The sequence below is a fragment of the Bradyrhizobium erythrophlei genome (assembly GCF_042430365.1).
Classification (GTDB): Bacteria; Pseudomonadota; Alphaproteobacteria; order Rhizobiales; family Xanthobacteraceae; genus Bradyrhizobium; species Bradyrhizobium erythrophlei.
Map to the genome: position 1 here is coordinate 62,354 of NZ_JBHMET010000019.1, position 15,823 is coordinate 78,176.

A 15,823-nucleotide genomic window follows, 5' to 3' on the forward strand; every position below is an offset into this window, starting at 1 on the left:
CTCGTCACTCAGTCAGGATAGTGCATTCTCTGCCGCCCCGTAAGCAATGGCAAACGGGCCGGACCGGTCAAAAGGCCTGAATTCACCCTCGGGGAGCGCCAGGCGGTCGGCGACCGCCCATAGCGCGGCGGGATTGACGCCGAGCCCGATATGGCTGGCGAAATGCACCTCGATGTTCTCCGCGGTCGCCGACGGCCGCAGCAGGCTGGTGCGCCAGTTCACGATACCGTCGGTGCGGGAGTAGATCGAGGTCGCCGGCACCGGCATGTCGCCGGCGATCGCCGCACGGATCTCCGGGATGTCGTCCACCGCTTCGCCGGACAAAAGCTCGTAGAGCCGCGTCGCGTTGGTGGCCCTGATATCGTTGGCGAACGGGCTGCCGAGCGTGATGATCGAGCGCACCATGTCGGGCATCTGCAGCGCCAGGTCGCGCGCATAGATGCCGCCGAGGCTCCAGCCGACGATCGAGACCTTGCGGCCACTTGAGTCGTGAACCCGCTTCAACAGATCGCGCAGCGCGCCGCGCCTGGAGGCGACACCACCGAAATTGCGACCCATGTTCCAGGCGTAGGCGTCGTAGCCGAGTTCCTTCAGATAGCGCCGCATCGGCGCCATCGAGAGGTCGCTGGCGAGGAAGCCCGGCAGCGCCAGCACCGGGTGGCCATCGCCCCTCGGCGCCTGCAGCAGGAGCGGCGATAGCAAGAGGCTCGAATTGAGCTCGAACACGCTGCGCGCTTCCGCGAGCATCAGCAGTAGGCTCGGCGGGCGCAATCGGCGTTCGGTCACCTCAGCGCTCCCGTCCATGGCCGCGCCCCTATTTCTTGTCCTTCTTGCCCATGCCGCCGAGGCCGGCCATCGTCACGAACATGTCCTGAAAGCGTTCGGCGATCTTGGGATCGAAGGTGAACCAGCTCTGCATCAGCGATTCCGGCGAGATTTTCTCGATGTTCGAGACCATCTGTTGCTGCAGCTTGTCCATGACGGCAGTCTGCATCGGCGACACGTCCGGCAGGCCCATGAACTGCCGCGCTTCGAGGGGCGTGCAATCTATCTCGATATTGACCTTCATACCCGCCTCCTCAAATGCGCCCTGAATAGCGTCAGTATCGCCGCGACTGGGCTCGTCACGCAAGCGACCCGAACCGCCCTGGGGGCAAAGTCGGCCTCAATCATCCGTTATGGTCAACCAAACCGCTCTGCCGCAAAGGGGCCCGGTGTCGGCAAACGGGGTCCAGCCGGCCCCGGCGGCCAATCTTGAGCCAGCCGGTCTTGCACAACAAGTCCGGCATGCCGGCCTCTGCGGCCAGTGCCTCATGTTCAATCAGGCTCTGCCTGATCCGCGGCAATCCCGCTCGCGCACTCATGGGTGCCCGCGCCGGTGAGGAGGCGGCAAAACGGCGCACGAGCCACGGCAGGAAATCCGGAGCGGACATGCGGCTTGCGGTTCAGCGCGCAGCCGAGGATTTCGTCGAAATCACGCGGCAACATGGCGGGAAAGACGGTCGCTCATTCGACGAGTCCAGCATTGCCGAAGCGCATCTCTTCACCGGCAGGGCGGTGACGGGTCGATCAGGACCACAGCGCGGCCCCGTTTTTGCAAGTGCAAAGCGGCGCCGACGCCGACCATCCCTGCCCTCAGGGCTACGACGCCGGCCTTCAGTTCCGCCATACGGCACTCCGAAAGTTGAATGTCACGCGCTTATGCCTGCCGCCTATCCTGAAGCCACTCGTTGCGTCGCACAGTCGCAAACCGATCACCTTCTTGGGAAAATCGCGCTTGCGCGGCGTGCAAACTTCGGCAACATGGAAGGTAATATCTGCCGGATGCACTCAACCGGCGGACAATAAAATGGGGATGGAATCAATGTCCGTATGTCGGGGTTTGTTTGCAGCGACAGCCGTCGCGATCGTCGCTTTTGCTGTGCCGGCTTCGGCCCAGACATTGCGTTACGCCAACCAGGGCGAACTCAAGTCTCTCGACCCCTATACGCTGAAGGAATCCACCACGATCGCCCACCACGGCCATGTCTATGAGGGACTGATCGCCCGCGACAAGGACCTGAAGATCGTCCCCGGGCTGGCGGAAAGCTGGGAGACGCTGACCCCGACCAAATGGCGCTTCCATTTGCGCAAGGGCGTGAAATTCCACAATGGCGACCCCTTCACCGCTGATGACGTGCTGTTCTCCGCCGAGCGCGTCCGCGCCAAGGGCTCGAACTTCCTCAGCAACGTTCCGGCCGACGCCAAGTTCGCCAAGGTCGACGATTACACGGTCGACGTGACGCTGGACTCGCCCAATCCCATCCTGATCTCGCAATGGGATAGCTGGTACATTATGGACAAGAAGTGGTGCGAGGAGAACAACTCCGTCGCACCGACGCCCGCCTCCGCGACCACACCGAGTTATGCGTCGCTCCACGAGAACGGCACCGGCGCCTTCACCATCGAGAGCCACCAGCCCGGCGTGAAGACCGTCTACAAGGTGAACCCGAACTACTGGCGCAAGCCGGAGCATAATCTCAAGGAGATCATCTTTACGCCGATCGCCTCCGACGCCACGCGCGTCGCCGCGCTGCTCTCCGGCGAAGTCGACGTCATCGAGCCGGTTCCGATCCAGGACATCCAGCGCGTCAATTCGAGCGGCAACGCCGCGGTCATGACCGGACCGGAAATCCGCACGATCTTCGTCGGCATGGACGTGGCGCGCGACGAACTCCTGTACTCGAACGTCAAGGGCAAGAACCCCTTCAAGGACGTCCGCGTCCGCGAGGCAATCTACAAGACGATCGACGTCGAGCTGATCAAGAATCGCGTCATGCGCGGCATGTCGACGCCCTCGGTGCTGATGATCGCGCCGCAGCTCTACCCGCTGTCGAAGGATTTCACCCGGCCGAAGCTCGATCCGGACGGCGCCAAGAAGCTGTTGGCCGAGGCCGGCTATCCCGACGGCTTCGAGGTCACGATGGATTGCCCGAACGATCGCTACGTCAACGACGCCGCGATCTGCCAGGCGGTGGTCGGCATGCTCGCCCGCATCGGCGTCAAGGTGAATCTGCTGGCACAGCCGAAAGCGCAGTATTTCGCCAAAGTCCTGAAGCCCGGCGGCTATCAGACCTCGTTCTTCATGCTCGGCTGGACCCCAGCGACGTCAGACTCGCACAACGTACTGCACGACATCCTCGGCTGCCGCGACGATGCGAAGGATGCCACCCGCGGCGAAGCCAATCTCGGCGGCTATTGCAACAAGGAGGTCGACGCGCTCACCGACAAGGTGCTGGTCGAACCCGACACCGCCAAGCGCGACCAGTTGATCAAGCAGGCCTACGACATCGTTATCAAGGAGTACGGCTACATTCCGCTGCACCAGCAGTCGCTGGCATGGGGCGTCGCGAAGAAGGTCAAGCTGACCCAGCGCGCGGACAACCAGGTCCTGCTGTACTGGGCAACCAAGCAGGACGAATGAATGACCTTGCGAATTGGGTCCCGGAAGCGCCTGCTTCCGGGACTTCTCGTTTTCCGGCTGCGCAACGCGGCGCCAAGTCTGAAGAGAAGTGAAAGGTAGAGATGCTCGCTTTCACTCTTCGTCGCGTGCTCCAGGCGATCGGCGTCATGATCGCTGTGGGCATCATTGCGTTCTCGATGTTCCGCTTCGCCGGCGATCCCGTGAACCAGATCGTCTCGATCGACACCTCGGCTGCGGAGCGGGCGTCGATCCGGCAGTCGCTCGGCCTCGACGATCCCGTGCTCGTGCAGTTCGGCCGCTACTTCATCAATGCCGTGCAATTCAAGTTCGGCGTGTCCTATCAATTCCGCCTGCCGGTCTCCTCGCTCCTGATGGAGCGGATGCCGGCGACGCTGGAGCTCGCGATCTGCGCCACGCTGTTTGCCATGGTGTTCGGCATCCTGATGGGCGTCTACTCGGCGCTGCGCCGCGACACCGTTCTCGCCAAATTATTCCAGGCGGTGTCGCTGATCGGCATCTCATTGCCGACCTTCCTGATCGGCATCCTCCTGATATATCTGTTCGCGGTGACACTGGGCTGGCTGCCCTCGTTCGGCCGCGGCGAGGTGGTGAAGCTCGGCTGGTGGACTACGGGGCTGCTCACCCTCTCGGGGCTGAAGGCGCTGATCATGCCGTCGATCACGCTCGGCCTGTTCCAGATGACCCTGATCATGCGGCTGGTGCGCGCCGAAATGCTGGAAGTGCTCCGCACCGACTATATCCGCTTCGCCCGCGCACGCGGCCTGACCACGCGCGCGATCCATTTCGGCCACGCGCTGAAGAACACGCTGGTCCCCGTGATCACGGTGGCCGGCCTGCAGTTTGGCTCGGTCATTGCTTTCTCGATCATCACCGAAACCGTGTTCCAGTGGCCAGGCATGGGGCTCCTGTTCGTACAGGCGGTGCAAAACGTCGATATCCCGATCATGGCGGCCTATCTGCTGATGGTCTCGCTGATCTTCGTCACCATCAATCTGGTGGTCGACATTCTCTACACCGTGGTCGATCCGCGCCTGCGCTCGACCGTCAGCCGCGCGACGTGAGGCCGAGGATATGAGCCATGTCTGACGCCGTCGTCCCCCATCGCAATGAATCCGACGCGCACGCGTCGCGGCCCGGCGCGGGCTGGCTCAAGCGCGCGCTCGACAGCGACATCTTCTATTCGTTCCGTCGCTCCAAAATGACCATGGTGGCGGCCGCCGTCACGGTCCTGTTCTTCCTGCTCGCGATCTTCGCGTCCTGGCTTGCGGTGCAGAACCCGTTCGACCCGGCACAGTTGCAGCTGATGAACTCGCGGATCTCGCCATTGTGGACCGCCGACGGCCAGAGCCCGTTCCTGCTCGGCACCGACGAGCAGGGCCGCGACGTGCTCTCGGCAATTCTCTACGGCCTGCGCATTTCGCTGATCGTCGGCGTGGCCGGCGTCATCGTTGCCGGCGCGCTCGGCATCGCGCTCGGGCTGGTTGCCGGTTATTTCGGCGGTGCCGTCGACGGCGTGATCATGCGGATCGCCGACGTCCAGCTCACCTTCCCGGCGATCCTGATCGCGCTCCTGGTCAACGGCATCGCCAAGTCGGTGCTCGGCAACCGGCTGGATGCGACGAGCACGCTCGGCGTGCTCGTGGTTGCGATCGGCCTGAGCTTCTGGGTGCAATATGCCCGCACAGTGCGCGGCTCGGTCTTGGTCGAGAAGAACAAGGACTATGTAGCGGCCGCCCAATTGATCGGCCTGCCCGCGCCGAAGATCATGCTGCGGCACGTGCTGCCGAACACGACGGGCCCGATCCTCGTGATCGCCACCATCAACCTCGCGCTCGCCATCATCACCGAGGCGACGCTGTCGTTCCTGGGCGCCGGAATGCCCGACACCATGCCCTCGCTCGGCACGCTGATCCGGATCGGCAACAACTATCTGTTCGCCGGCGAATGGTGGATCGTCGCCTTCCCGGGCTTCGCGCTCGCGGGCCTGATCCTGTCCATCAACCTGCTCGGCGACTGGCTGCGCGACGCGCTCAACCCGAAGCTCCGATGATCGCTCCTGTCCTTTCCGTGCGTAATCTCGAGGTGGAATTCGTCACCCGCCGCGCCACCTTGCACGCCATCAACGGCGTGTCCTTCGACATCGCCAAGGGCGAGGTGCTCGGCGTCGTCGGCGAGTCCGGTGCCGGCAAATCGGTCACCGGCCTTGCCGTGATTGGATTGATCGACCCGCCCGGCCGCATTTCGGCCGGCGAGATCGAGCTGTCGGGGACCCGCATCGACCATCTGCCCCCGGAGGAGATCCGCCGCGTCAGGGGCAAGCGGATCGGCATGATCTTCCAGGATCCGCTGACGAGCCTCAATCCACTCTACCGGGTCGGCGACCAGATCATCGAGACCATCCGCACCCACACCAATCTCTCGGAATCCGCCGCGCGCAGGCGCGCGATCGATCTGCTCGCCGAGGTCGGCATTCCCGCGCCGGAAAAGCGCATCGACGGCTATCCGCACGAATTCTCCGGCGGCATGCGCCAGCGCGTCGTGATCGCGCTCGCAATCTGCGCCGAGCCGGAGCTGATCATCGCCGACGAGCCCACCACCGCGCTCGACGTGTCAGTGCAGGCGCAGATCATCTCGCTGATCAAGCGGCTCGGCCGCGACCACGGCACGGCGGTGATGCTTGTGACCCATGACATGGGCGTGATCGCGGAAACCTGCGACCGCGTCGCGGTGATGTATTCGGGCCGCATCGCCGAGATCGGCCCGGTGCAGGACGTGGTGCGCAATCCGCTGCATCCCTACGCCAGGGGCCTGATGGGCGCGATCCCGACGCTCTCAAGCGAAGACAAGCGGCTGGTGCAGATCCCGGGCGCCATGCCGCGGCTGTCCGCCATCCCGCCGGGCTGCCCGTTCAACCCGCGCTGCGCATTTGCCTTCGATCGCTGCCGCGTCGAGCGGCCGGAGCCGATCCGGCAGGGCGCGCAATCGGTCGCCTGCCACCTGTTCGACACCGCGAAGGAGAGTGCGGCATGAGCGCGGCGTTGATCGACGTGAAGAACCTGCGCCGCGTGTTCGACGTGTCGAAGCCGTGGCTCAACCGCGTGCTCGAAGGCGGCCAGCTCGAATTCCTGAAGGCGGTCGATGGCGTCACCTTCGACATCAAGCGCGGCGAGACCTTCGCGCTGGTCGGCGAATCCGGCTCCGGCAAGACCACCGTCGCGCGCATGGTCGTCGGCCTGCTGCCGCCGAGTTCCGGCGAGGTCGTGATCGACGGCGTCTCGATGACGGATCCCCGGCAGGCGCAGGCCCGCCGCCGTCTTCGCCGCCGCATCCAGATGATCTTCCAGGACCCCTATGCGAGCCTCAATCCGCGCTTCCGGGTCGATGCGATCGTCGCCGAGCCGATCCGCGCCTTCGCGCTGATCGAAGGCGAGCGCGACATCAAGGCCCGCGTCGGCGAACTGCTCTCGCTGGTCGGCCTGCATCCCGACGACGGCCTCAAATTCCCGCACGAATTCTCCGGCGGCCAGCGCCAGCGCATCGCGATTGCTCGCGCGCTCGCCTCGGAGGCCGAATTCATCGTCTGCGACGAGCCGACCTCGGCGCTCGACGTCTCCGTGCAGGCGCAGATCCTCAATCTGATGCGCGACCTGCAGGACAAGTTCGGCCTGACCTATCTGCTCATCAGCCACAACCTCGCGGTCGTCCGCCACATGGCGACGCGGATCGGCGTGATGTATCTCGGCCGTATCGTCGAGATCGCGGAAGGGCGGCAGCTCTTCGACAATCCCAGGATGCCCTACACCAGAATGCTGCTCGGCGCGGTTCCCGATCTCGCGATGTCCGGCCGGCAGCGCATTCCGGTCAAGGGCGAAATCCCCAACCCGATCGACCCGCCGCCGGGCTGCGCCTTCAATCCGCGCTGCCCGCTGGCGTTCGATCTGTGCCGCCGGAAGGCGCCGGAACTGATCGACGGTGTCGCCTGCCACGCAGTCAACGATCCAACCCACGCCGCCGCCGTTCCGGCGTGATCACGCGGATGCGAGGTGGCCATGTCAACCAAACGGTTGGCATTGCGGTCCGCCTGTGATCAATTGCCGCGGCCGCAAAAAAACACTTACTTAACGGTGACGCCTCATGAGCAACATCAATCCCGATCCGTTCACCACACGGCCTGAGATCGAAGGCACCTTCGGGGTCGTCACCTCGACGCACTGGATCGCGACCGCCGTGGGCATGGCGATGCTGGAGAGGGGCGGCAACGCCTTCGACGCCGGCGTTGCCGCCGCCTTCACGCTGCAGGTGGTCGAGCCGCACCTGAACGGACCGGGCGGCGACGTCCCGATCATCGTGCACGACGTGAAACGCGGCAAGACCGAGGTCATCTGCGGCCAGGGCCCGGCGCCGGCCAAGGCGACGATCGCGCATTACCGCAGCGAAGGCCTCGACATGGTGCCCGGCACCGGCCTGCTCGCGGCTTGCGTGCCCGGCACGTTCGAATCCTGGATGCTGCTGCTTCGCGACTACGGCACGATGAGGCTACGCGACGTGCTCGAGCCCGCGATCGCCTATGCCCGCGACGGCTATCCGCTGGTCGAGCGCGCCTCTGCCACGATCAAGACCGTCGAGCAATTATTCCGGACATACTGGACGACGTCGGCCGACGTCTACCTGCCGAATGGCGAGGTGCCGAAACCCGGCACCATCTTCACCAACAAGACGCTCGCGGCGACCTACGCCCGCATCCTCAACGAGGCCGAAAGCGCCGGCGGCGATCGCATCGTGCAGATCGAGCGTGCACGGCAATCCTGGTCCAAGGGCTTCGTCGCCGAGGCGATCGACAAGTTCTGCCGCACCCAGGAGGTCATGGACGTCTCCGGTTCGCCGCATCGCGGCGTGCTCACCGCCGACGACATGGCGCGCTGGCAGCCGACCATCGAGGCGCCGCTGACCTACGACTATGGCCGCTACACGGTGCAGAAGGCCGGCGTCTGGAGCCAGGGCCCGGTGATGCTGCAGCAGCTCGCGCTCCTGAAGGGCTTCGACCTCGACGGGCTCGATCCCACCGGCCCAGACTTCATCCATCTGCAGATCGAATGCGCCAAGCTCGCCTATGCCGACCGCGAGACGTTCTATGGCGATCCCAAATTCACTGATATTCCGATCGAGACGCTGCTGTCGGACGCCTATAACGACGAGCGACGCAAGCTGATCTCGAAGGACAAGGCCTCGCTCGATTTCCGTCCCGGCTCGGTCGAAGGTTTCGGTGCCGTCGTCAAACTGCGCCGCGCCGAGGGCCATCGCGAGGCGGTCGGCGCGATGGGCGCCGGCGAACCGACGGTCGGCCGCTTTGGCGAGGTGCGCGGCGACACCGTGCATTTCGACATCATCGACAAGGCCGGCAATATGATCTCGGCGACGCCGTCGGGCGGCTGGCTGCAATCCTCGCCGGTCATTCCCGAACTCGGCTTCTGCCTCGGCAGCCGCGCCCAGATGTTCTGGCTGGAGGAGAACCACCCGGCGGCGCTGGCGCCGGGCAAGCGTCCGCGCACCACGCTGTCGCCGAGCATGGCGCTGCGCGACGGCCAGCCCTATCTCGCCTGGGGTTCGCCCGGCGGCGACCAGCAGGATCAGTGGATCACGCAATTCTTCCTGCGGCACGTCCATGCCAAGCTCAATTTGCAAGAGGCGATCGACGCGCCGGCCTGGCACTCCGAGCATTTCCCGATCTCGTTCTGGCCGCGCACCGCGCGTCCCGGCGTGCTCGTATTGGAGAACCGGGTGCCGAGGGCAACGATCGACGAGTTGAAGCGGCGCGGCCATGTGGTGGAGATTGGTCCCGACTGGTCGGAAGGCCGCCTTACCGCGGCCTCGAAGGTCGGCCCCCGCCGCCGCGCCGCCGCCAATCCACGCGGCATGCAGGGCTACGCGGCAGGCCGCTAGAGCGTTTTCGAGCGAAGTGGGTACCGGTTCGCGTGAAGAAAATGCGTCAAGATAAGAGGAGAGGCCATGACGCGATCCAGTCGGATCGCATCGTGGTCAACTCAAAGGTTCCGAGATGACCTGGTCGATCATCGCCCGCGACAGCGCCACCGGCCAGCTCGGCGTCGCGGTTGCGACGCGGTTCTTTGCCGTCGGCGCGCTGGTGCCGCATATCGCGGCCGGTTTCGGCGCGATCGCGACGCAGGCGCTGGTCAACCCCTATTACGGGATCGACGGCGTGAAGCTGCTGCGCGACGGCAAGAGTCCGCACGACGTCATCATGGCGCTGCTCGCCGGCGACGCCGGCCGCGACAGCCGCCAGGTCCACATCATGGACGCCAAGGGCCGAATCGCGGCGCATTCCGGCAAGGACTGCGTCGACTGGTTCGGCCATATCTCGGGTGACGGCTTCTCGATCGCCGGCAACATGCTGGCCGGCCCCGCCGTGCTTGACGAGACCGCGCGGGTCTATGCCGACAGCGCGCGGCTTCCGTTCGCGCAACGCCTCATCAAGGCGATGTTCGCCGGCGAGGCTGCCGGTGGCGACCAGCGCGGCAAGCAGTCGGCGGCGCTTTTGATCCACGGCACCGAGGACTGGCCGGCGCTCGACCTGCGCGTTGACGACCATACCGATCCGTTGCGCGAGCTGGAGCGGCTCGAGGCCGTCAGCCGCGAGCGCTGGGTGCATTTCCGAGGGTTCATGCCCACCCGCGACAATCCGGCCGGGATCACCGACCGCGCCGTCATCGAGGCCGCGATCGCGAACCAGGGATCGCGCCAGACATGAGCGCGGGCCCGCTGATCGAGATCGAGGGCCTGCGCGTCATCTTCCGCGGCGATGACGGCCGCACCACCCACGCTGTCGACAGCGTCGATCTTTCCGTCGCCAACGGCGCGACGCTTGGCCTGGTCGGCGAATCCGGCTGCGGCAAGAGCGTGACATCGCTTGCGATCATGGGCCTGCTGCCGAAGCAATCCGCAGACGTCTCCGGTGCGATCCGCTTCGACGGCCTCGACCTGCTCGACGTGCCTGACGAGACGCTGCGCGACCTGCGCGGCGATCGGCTTGCGATGATCTTCCAGGAGCCGATGACCTCGCTCAATCCGAGCTTCACCATCGGCGACCAGATCATTGAGACCATTTTGCGTCACCGCGGCGGCTCGCGGCGCAAGGCGCGCGAGCGCGCCATTGAGCTTTTGCGCCGCGTCCACATCCCCTCGCCCGAGAAGCGCATCGACGAATTTCCACACAAGCTTTCAGGCGGCATGCGCCAGCGCGTGATGATCGCGATGGCGCTCGCCTGCGACCCGCAGCTTCTGATCGCGGACGAGCCGACCACCGCGCTCGACGTCACGCTGCAGGCGCAGATCCTCGATCTGATGCGCGAGCTGAAAGCCGCGAGCGGCGCTGCGATCATCCTGATCACCCACGACCTCGGCGTCGTCGCCGAGGTCTGCGACGAGGTCGCGGTGATGTATGCCGGCGAGATCGTCGAGCGGGCGCCGGTCGACGAGCTGTTCGCCAATCCGCAGCATCCCTACACGGTCGGCCTGCTCGGCTCGATCCCGCGGCTCGACCGCCGCACCACGCATCTCGCCACCATCGAGGGCATGGTGCCGAACATGGCGAACCCGCCCGCCGGCTGCCGCTTCGCTGCGCGCTGTCCCTTCGTCACCGAGGCCTGCACCAAGGCCCCGCCGCCACTTGCGATGCTGAGCGCGACCCACGCCTCGCGCTGCATCAGGGCGCCGCTGGAGCGGCTGGTGTCATGACCGCGCTGCTCGAAGTCGACAATCTGGTGAAGCATTTCGTCGCCGAACGCTCGGTGTTTGGCCGGCCGATTGCGCACGTCAAGGCGGTCGACGGCGTCAGCTTCACGGTGGACGCCGGCAAGACGCTGGCGCTGGTCGGCGAGTCCGGCTGCGGCAAGTCCACCGTCAGCCGGCTGGTGCTGCGGCTGATCGAGCCGGATGCCGGCACCGTGCGGTTCGAGGGCCGCGATCTCGGCACGCTCAATGCCGACGCGCTCCGCGCCTTCCGCCGCGACGCGCAGATCATCTTCCAGGACCCCTACGCCTCACTCAATCCGCGCATGACGGTGGGCCAGATCCTGACCGAGCCGCTGGCGCTGCACGATCTGGTGCCGCCGACACGCCGCCGCGAGCGGGTCGAGGAGCTGTTGCGCCTGGTTGGCCTCGAGCCACGCTTCGCGCGCCGCTACCCGCATGAATTCTCCGGCGGCCAGCGCCAGCGCATCGCCATCGCTCGTGCGCTCGCGGTCGAACCGAAGCTGATCATCTGCGACGAGCCGGTCTCCGCGCTCGACGTCTCGATCCGCTCGCAGATCCTCAATCTCTTGCGTGACCTGCAGGACCGCCTGAAGCTCGCCTACATCTTCGTCTCGCACGATCTCGCCGTGGTGAAGCATATCGCCGACCGCGTCGCGGTGATGAACCTCGGCACCATCGTCGAGACCGCGGACGCGCAGGCGCTGTTCGCCGCCCCGCGCCATCCCTATAGCCGCGCGCTGTTGTCGGCGATCCCGGTGCCGAAACCGCGCGCCAGGCGCAGCCGCATCGTGCTAGAGGGCGAGCTGCCGAGCGCGCTCAATCCGCCCTCGGGGTGCCGCTTCCACACCCGCTGCCCCTACGCGATCGCGCGCTGCCGGAGCGAGGTGCCACAATTGACAACCGATAGCACCGGCCATGCCACCGCCTGTCACCGCACCGCGGAACTGCCGCCGTCCGACAGCATCGTCCCTTCCGACGGCGAATTCGCGCCGGCGCTGGAAAAATTGCTCGCGGCGTTCGGCAGCGCCGCGGAAGGAGCAGGCGGCGCCGGGGTTGGTACAGGCGGGCCAGTGCGGAGAGCGGGCGCCTGAACATGGGGAGCAGTGTCATGAAGACGTTTCGTTTGGCGGCCACCGCCGCGGCCCTGGTGCTGTCGCTCGGCGCCGGCGCAGAGGCGCAGACCACGCTGCGGATCGGGCTCGCCGAGGACCCCGACATCCTCGATCCGACCACGGCGCGCACCTATGTCGGCCGCATCGTGTTCGCCGCGGTCTGCGACAAGCTGTTCGATATCGACGAGAAGCTCAACATCGTACCGCAACTCGCGCTGTCGCATGAGATTTCAGACGACGGCAGGGACGTCACGATCAAGCTCCGGCCCGGCGTCAAGTTCCAGGACGGCGAGCCGTTCGATGCCGAGGCGGCAAAATTCTCGCTGGAGCGGCACCTCACCCTCCCCGGCTCGTTCCGCAAGCCGGAACTCGCCAGTGTCGACCATGTCGATGTCGTCGATCCCCTCACCGTCAAGCTGGTGCTGAAGGCGCCGTTCTCGCCGCTGGTCGCCCAGCTCACCGACCGTGCCGGCATGATGGTGTCGCCCAAGGCCGCGAAAGCCGCCGGCGACAAGTTCGGCCTGCATCCGGTCTGCGCCGGGCCGTACAAGTTCGTCGAGCGGGTGCAGCAGGACCGCATCGTATTCGAGAAATTCGCCGACTACTGGAACAAGGACAACGTCTTCATCGACCGCGTCGTGTTCCTGCCGATCGTGGACTCCACCGTGCGGCTCGCCAATCTGAAGTCCGGCGGGCTCGATTTGATCGAACGCGTACTCGCCACCGACCTGAAGGACGTGCGCACGGATTCGCGCCTGAAAGTGTCGAGCGTGATCGAGCTCGGCTATCAGGGCATCACGCTCAATATCGGCAAGGACAAGGCCAAGGGCCCCTTGAGCCAGTCCGCCAAGGTGCGGCAGGCGCTCGATCTGTCGATCGACCGCGAGGCGATCAACCAGGTCGTGTTCAACGGCGAGTTCAAGCCCGGGAACCAGTGGGTCAGCCCGGATCATCCCTATTACCAGAAGGAGTTTCCGATCCGGCCGCGCGACGTCGCGAAGGCCAAGGCGCTGTTGAGGGAGGCCGGCGTCACACCGCCGGTCAGCGTCGATTTCATGGTGCCGAAGGGCCCCGAGACCGAAGGCACCGCGCAGGTGGTGCAATCGATGGCCGCCGAAGCCGGCTTCGACATGAAGATCCGCGTCACCGAGTTCGCGACATCGCTGAAACAGGCCGAGGCCGGCGAATATCAGGCCTACATGCTGGCCTGGAGCGGCCGCATCGATCCCGACGGCAACTCCTACGTCTTCCTGCACAAGGATGCGCCGCAGAACTACAGCGCCTGGGTCAACGCCGAGGCTGACAAGGCGCTCGACGACGCCCGCCTCACCGCCGACCCGGCGAAGCGCAAGGCGCTCTACGCCAAGCTGACCAAGCTCGAGCTCGAGGACGAAGCCCTCCTCTATCTCTACCATCGCCGCATGATCTTCGCGCACACGACCAAGCTCGAGGGCTACAGGCAGATGCCCGACGGCCTGATGCGCGTGATCGGGCTGAAGCTGAAGTGATGGCGATGCCACACGGGATGCGAGGCTGACCATGCTGAACTTCCTCGCCCGTCGGCTGGTCCAGATCGTGCCGACGCTGTTCTTCGTCTCGATCCTGATCTTCTCGTTGCAGCAATTGCTGCCCGGCGATCCGGCGCTGGTGATGGCCGGCGAGGAGCGCGATCCGGCCGTGATCGCGCAGATCCGCGCCCAGTACCGGCTCGATCAGCCGATCCCCGTGCAATATGTCTACTGGATCAAGGGCGTACTGTCGGGCGACTTCGGCGAATCCCTGCGCAACAAGATGCCGGTGTTGGCCCTGATCGCGCAGAAGCTGCCGGTGACATTGCAGCTCGGCGGCATGGCGATCGTGATCGCGTTCCTGATCGGCATCCCCGCCGGCATCGTTTCCGCGGTGAAGAAGGGCACGGCCTGGGACTACGGCGCCAATTTGTTCGCGCTATGGGGCATCTCGACGCCGAACTTCTGGCTCGGCATCATGCTGATCTTCCTGTTCTCGATCGAATTGGGCTGGCTGCCGGCCTCCGGCTACGTGCCGCTCAGCGAGAACTGGCGCGCCAGCATCGCCGCGTCAATCATGCCGGCCTTCGTGCTCGGCAACGCCATTGCCGCGATCCTGATGCGCCACACCCGCAGCGCGATGTTGCAGGTGCTCGAAAGCGACTATGTCCGCACCGCGCGCGCCAAGGGCCTCTCGGAGCGTTCGGTGATCCTCAAGCATGCAATGCGCAACGCGCTGACGCCGATCATCACGCTCGGCGCGCTCGAGCTCGGCACGCTGTTGTCGGGCGCGGTGCTGACCGAGCAGATCTTCTCGATCCCGGGCTTCGGCAAGCTGATCGTCGATGCGGTGTTCAACCGCGATTACGCGGTCGTGCAAGGCGTGGTGCTGACCACCGCAACTATCTACATCACGCTCAACCTGATTGCCGACATCGCCTACATCCTCGTCAACCCGCGGCTGAGGGGCTGAGCCATGACCGACACTGCCCTCGGCACCATCCGCCTCGCCGTCTCCGACGAACTCGAGAGCCCGTCGCGGCGCGCCTGGCGGCGGCTGGTCAAGCGCAAGGGCGCCGTCGCGGGCCTGGTCGTGATCGCGTTCTTCGTCCTGATGGCGATGCTGGCGCCGCTCATCGTACCCTACGATCCCATTGCAACGAGCTGGTCCCTGGTGCGGAAGGCGCCGTCGGCGCAGCACTGGTTCGGCACCGACGAGCTCGGCCGCGACATCCTCGCCCGCGTCATGTTCGGCGCCCGCGCCTCGCTGCTCGCAGGCACCATCTCGGTCGGCATTGCGCTGGCGATCGGCGTGCCGCTCGGCCTCATCGCCGGCTATCGCGGCGGCTTCATCGACGCGCTGATCAGCCGCATCACGGATGCGATGCTGGCCTGCCCGTTCCTGATCCTCGCGATCGCGCTGGCCGCGTTCTTAGGGCCCAGCCTGGGCAACGCCATGATCGCAATCGGCATCTCGGCGACGCCGATCTTCATCCGCCTCACCCGCGGCCAGGTCCTGAGCGTCAAGGTCGAGGACTATGTCGAGGCCGCGCGCGCCATGGGCAATCCGCGCTGGCGCATCGCGCTGTTCCACATCCTGCCGAACATCCTGCCCGCGCTCTTGGTGCAGGCGACGCTGTCGATCGCGGCCGCGATCATCGCGGAGGCCGCGCTCTCCTTCCTCGGCCTCGGCCAGCAGCCGCCGGCGCCGTCCTGGGGCAGCATGCTGAACGCCGCCCAGCGCTTCCTCACCAGCGCGCCGTGGATGGCGATCTGGCCGGGGCTTGCGATCTTCCTCGTCGTGCTCTCCTTCAACCTGGTCGGCGACGGCCTGCGCGACGCGCTGGATCCGAAGGCACGTTGAGGCTGACGCAATAGCGGCCCACCTCTCCCCGTCATCCTTGTATGGGGTGTGAGGTGTCAAGAGGGCGTCGTTTGTTGGCGGCGGT

General features: G+C 65.7%; 14 protein-coding genes. 12 read left to right on the plus strand and 2 right to left on the minus strand.

The genetic code is table 11. The features are described 5' to 3' along the window. Positions 1-12 precede the first annotated feature (12 nt). A complete protein-coding gene (locus ACFFWD_RS02795; RefSeq protein ID WP_376961225.1) occupies positions 13-804 on the minus strand; it encodes an esterase/lipase family protein in 792 nt (263 codons plus the stop codon). Between the two features lie 10 nt (positions 805-814). Continuing rightward, positions 815-1,069 carry a DUF6489 family protein gene (locus ACFFWD_RS02800; RefSeq protein WP_376961227.1) on the minus strand — a complete coding sequence of 85 codons (255 nt, stop codon included), beginning with the start codon at positions 1,067-1,069 and terminating at the stop codon, positions 815-817. A 795-nt stretch (positions 1,070-1,864) separates the two neighbouring features. Between ACFFWD_RS02800 and ACFFWD_RS02805 the strand changes: the two genes are divergently transcribed. From ACFFWD_RS02805 to ACFFWD_RS02860, 12 genes are all read left to right on the plus strand, one after another. Further along, positions 1,865-3,463, plus strand: coding sequence for an ABC transporter substrate-binding protein (locus ACFFWD_RS02805; RefSeq protein WP_376961229.1), 1,599 nt, complete (start codon positions 1,865-1,867; stop codon positions 3,461-3,463). Between the two features lie 101 nt (positions 3,464-3,564). After that, on the plus strand, positions 3,565-4,545 hold the full coding sequence (locus tag ACFFWD_RS02810) for an ABC transporter permease (RefSeq protein WP_376961231.1): 981 nt from the start codon (positions 3,565-3,567) through the stop codon (positions 4,543-4,545). Positions 4,546-4,562: 17 nt separating this feature from the next. Then, positions 4,563-5,534 carry an ABC transporter permease gene (locus ACFFWD_RS02815; RefSeq protein WP_376961233.1) on the plus strand — a complete coding sequence of 324 codons (972 nt, stop codon included), beginning with the start codon at positions 4,563-4,565 and terminating at the stop codon, positions 5,532-5,534. Beyond that, positions 5,531-6,514, plus strand: coding sequence for an ABC transporter ATP-binding protein (locus tag ACFFWD_RS02820; protein ID WP_376961235.1), 984 nt, complete (start codon positions 5,531-5,533; stop codon positions 6,512-6,514). The genes ACFFWD_RS02815 and ACFFWD_RS02820 overlap by 4 nt, the downstream gene beginning before the upstream one ends. After that, positions 6,511-7,512 (plus strand): ABC transporter ATP-binding protein, encoded by a 1,002-nt coding sequence (locus ACFFWD_RS02825; RefSeq protein ID WP_376961237.1) that lies wholly within the window; start codon positions 6,511-6,513, stop codon positions 7,510-7,512. The genes ACFFWD_RS02820 and ACFFWD_RS02825 overlap by 4 nt, the downstream gene beginning before the upstream one ends. Positions 7,513-7,618: 106 nt before the next feature. Further along, positions 7,619-9,424: a gamma-glutamyltransferase family protein gene (locus tag ACFFWD_RS02830; RefSeq protein WP_376961239.1), complete on the plus strand. Its 1,806-nt coding sequence runs from the start codon at positions 7,619-7,621 to the stop codon at positions 9,422-9,424. A 115-nt stretch (positions 9,425-9,539) separates the two neighbouring features. Further along, a complete protein-coding gene (locus ACFFWD_RS02835; RefSeq protein WP_376961241.1) occupies positions 9,540-10,250 on the plus strand; it encodes a DUF1028 domain-containing protein in 711 nt (236 codons plus the stop codon). Then, positions 10,247-11,236, plus strand: a complete 990-nt coding sequence (locus tag ACFFWD_RS02840) for an ABC transporter ATP-binding protein (protein WP_376961243.1) — start codon at positions 10,247-10,249, stop codon at positions 11,234-11,236. Before ACFFWD_RS02835 ends, ACFFWD_RS02840 begins: the two co-directional genes overlap by 4 nt. Beyond that, entirely contained in the window at positions 11,233-12,345 is a 1,113-nt protein-coding gene (locus ACFFWD_RS02845) for an ABC transporter ATP-binding protein (RefSeq protein ID WP_376961245.1), read from the plus strand. Before ACFFWD_RS02840 ends, ACFFWD_RS02845 begins: the two co-directional genes overlap by 4 nt. Before the next feature lie 17 nt (positions 12,346-12,362). Then, positions 12,363-13,874 (plus strand): ABC transporter substrate-binding protein, encoded by a 1,512-nt coding sequence (locus ACFFWD_RS02850; RefSeq protein ID WP_376961247.1) that lies wholly within the window; start codon positions 12,363-12,365, stop codon positions 13,872-13,874. Between the two features lie 31 nt (positions 13,875-13,905). Then, positions 13,906-14,847 carry an ABC transporter permease gene (locus ACFFWD_RS02855; protein WP_376961249.1) on the plus strand — a complete coding sequence of 314 codons (942 nt, stop codon included), beginning with the start codon at positions 13,906-13,908 and terminating at the stop codon, positions 14,845-14,847. A 3-nt stretch (positions 14,848-14,850) separates the two neighbouring features. Then, positions 14,851-15,738, plus strand: a complete 888-nt coding sequence (locus ACFFWD_RS02860) for an ABC transporter permease (RefSeq protein WP_376961251.1) — start codon at positions 14,851-14,853, stop codon at positions 15,736-15,738. Positions 15,739-15,823 lie beyond the last annotated feature (85 nt).

Bases quoted from the DNA above. Each gene is read 5' to 3' on its own strand.
- ACFFWD_RS02795 (WP_376961225.1), bottom strand. From the start codon at position 804: ATGGACGGGAGCGCTGAGGTGACCGAACGCCGATTGCGCCCGCCGAGC.
- ACFFWD_RS02800 (WP_376961227.1), bottom strand. From the start codon at position 1,069: ATGAAGGTCAATATCGAGATAGATTGCACGCCCCTCGAAGCGCGGCAG.
- ACFFWD_RS02805 (WP_376961229.1), top strand. From the start codon at position 1,865: ATGTCCGTATGTCGGGGTTTGTTTGCAGCGACAGCCGTCGCGATCGTC.
- ACFFWD_RS02810 (WP_376961231.1), top strand. From the start codon at position 3,565: ATGCTCGCTTTCACTCTTCGTCGCGTGCTCCAGGCGATCGGCGTCATG.
- ACFFWD_RS02815 (WP_376961233.1), top strand. From the start codon at position 4,563: ATGTCTGACGCCGTCGTCCCCCATCGCAATGAATCCGACGCGCACGCG.
- ACFFWD_RS02820 (WP_376961235.1), top strand. From the start codon at position 5,531: ATGATCGCTCCTGTCCTTTCCGTGCGTAATCTCGAGGTGGAATTCGTC.
- ACFFWD_RS02825 (WP_376961237.1), top strand. From the start codon at position 6,511: ATGAGCGCGGCGTTGATCGACGTGAAGAACCTGCGCCGCGTGTTCGAC.
- ACFFWD_RS02830 (WP_376961239.1), top strand. From the start codon at position 7,619: ATGAGCAACATCAATCCCGATCCGTTCACCACACGGCCTGAGATCGAA.
- ACFFWD_RS02835 (WP_376961241.1), top strand. From the start codon at position 9,540: ATGACCTGGTCGATCATCGCCCGCGACAGCGCCACCGGCCAGCTCGGC.
- ACFFWD_RS02840 (WP_376961243.1), top strand. From the start codon at position 10,247: ATGAGCGCGGGCCCGCTGATCGAGATCGAGGGCCTGCGCGTCATCTTC.
- ACFFWD_RS02845 (WP_376961245.1), top strand. From the start codon at position 11,233: ATGACCGCGCTGCTCGAAGTCGACAATCTGGTGAAGCATTTCGTCGCC.
- ACFFWD_RS02850 (WP_376961247.1), top strand. From the start codon at position 12,363: ATGAAGACGTTTCGTTTGGCGGCCACCGCCGCGGCCCTGGTGCTGTCG.
- ACFFWD_RS02855 (WP_376961249.1), top strand. From the start codon at position 13,906: ATGCTGAACTTCCTCGCCCGTCGGCTGGTCCAGATCGTGCCGACGCTG.
- ACFFWD_RS02860 (WP_376961251.1), top strand. From the start codon at position 14,851: ATGACCGACACTGCCCTCGGCACCATCCGCCTCGCCGTCTCCGACGAA.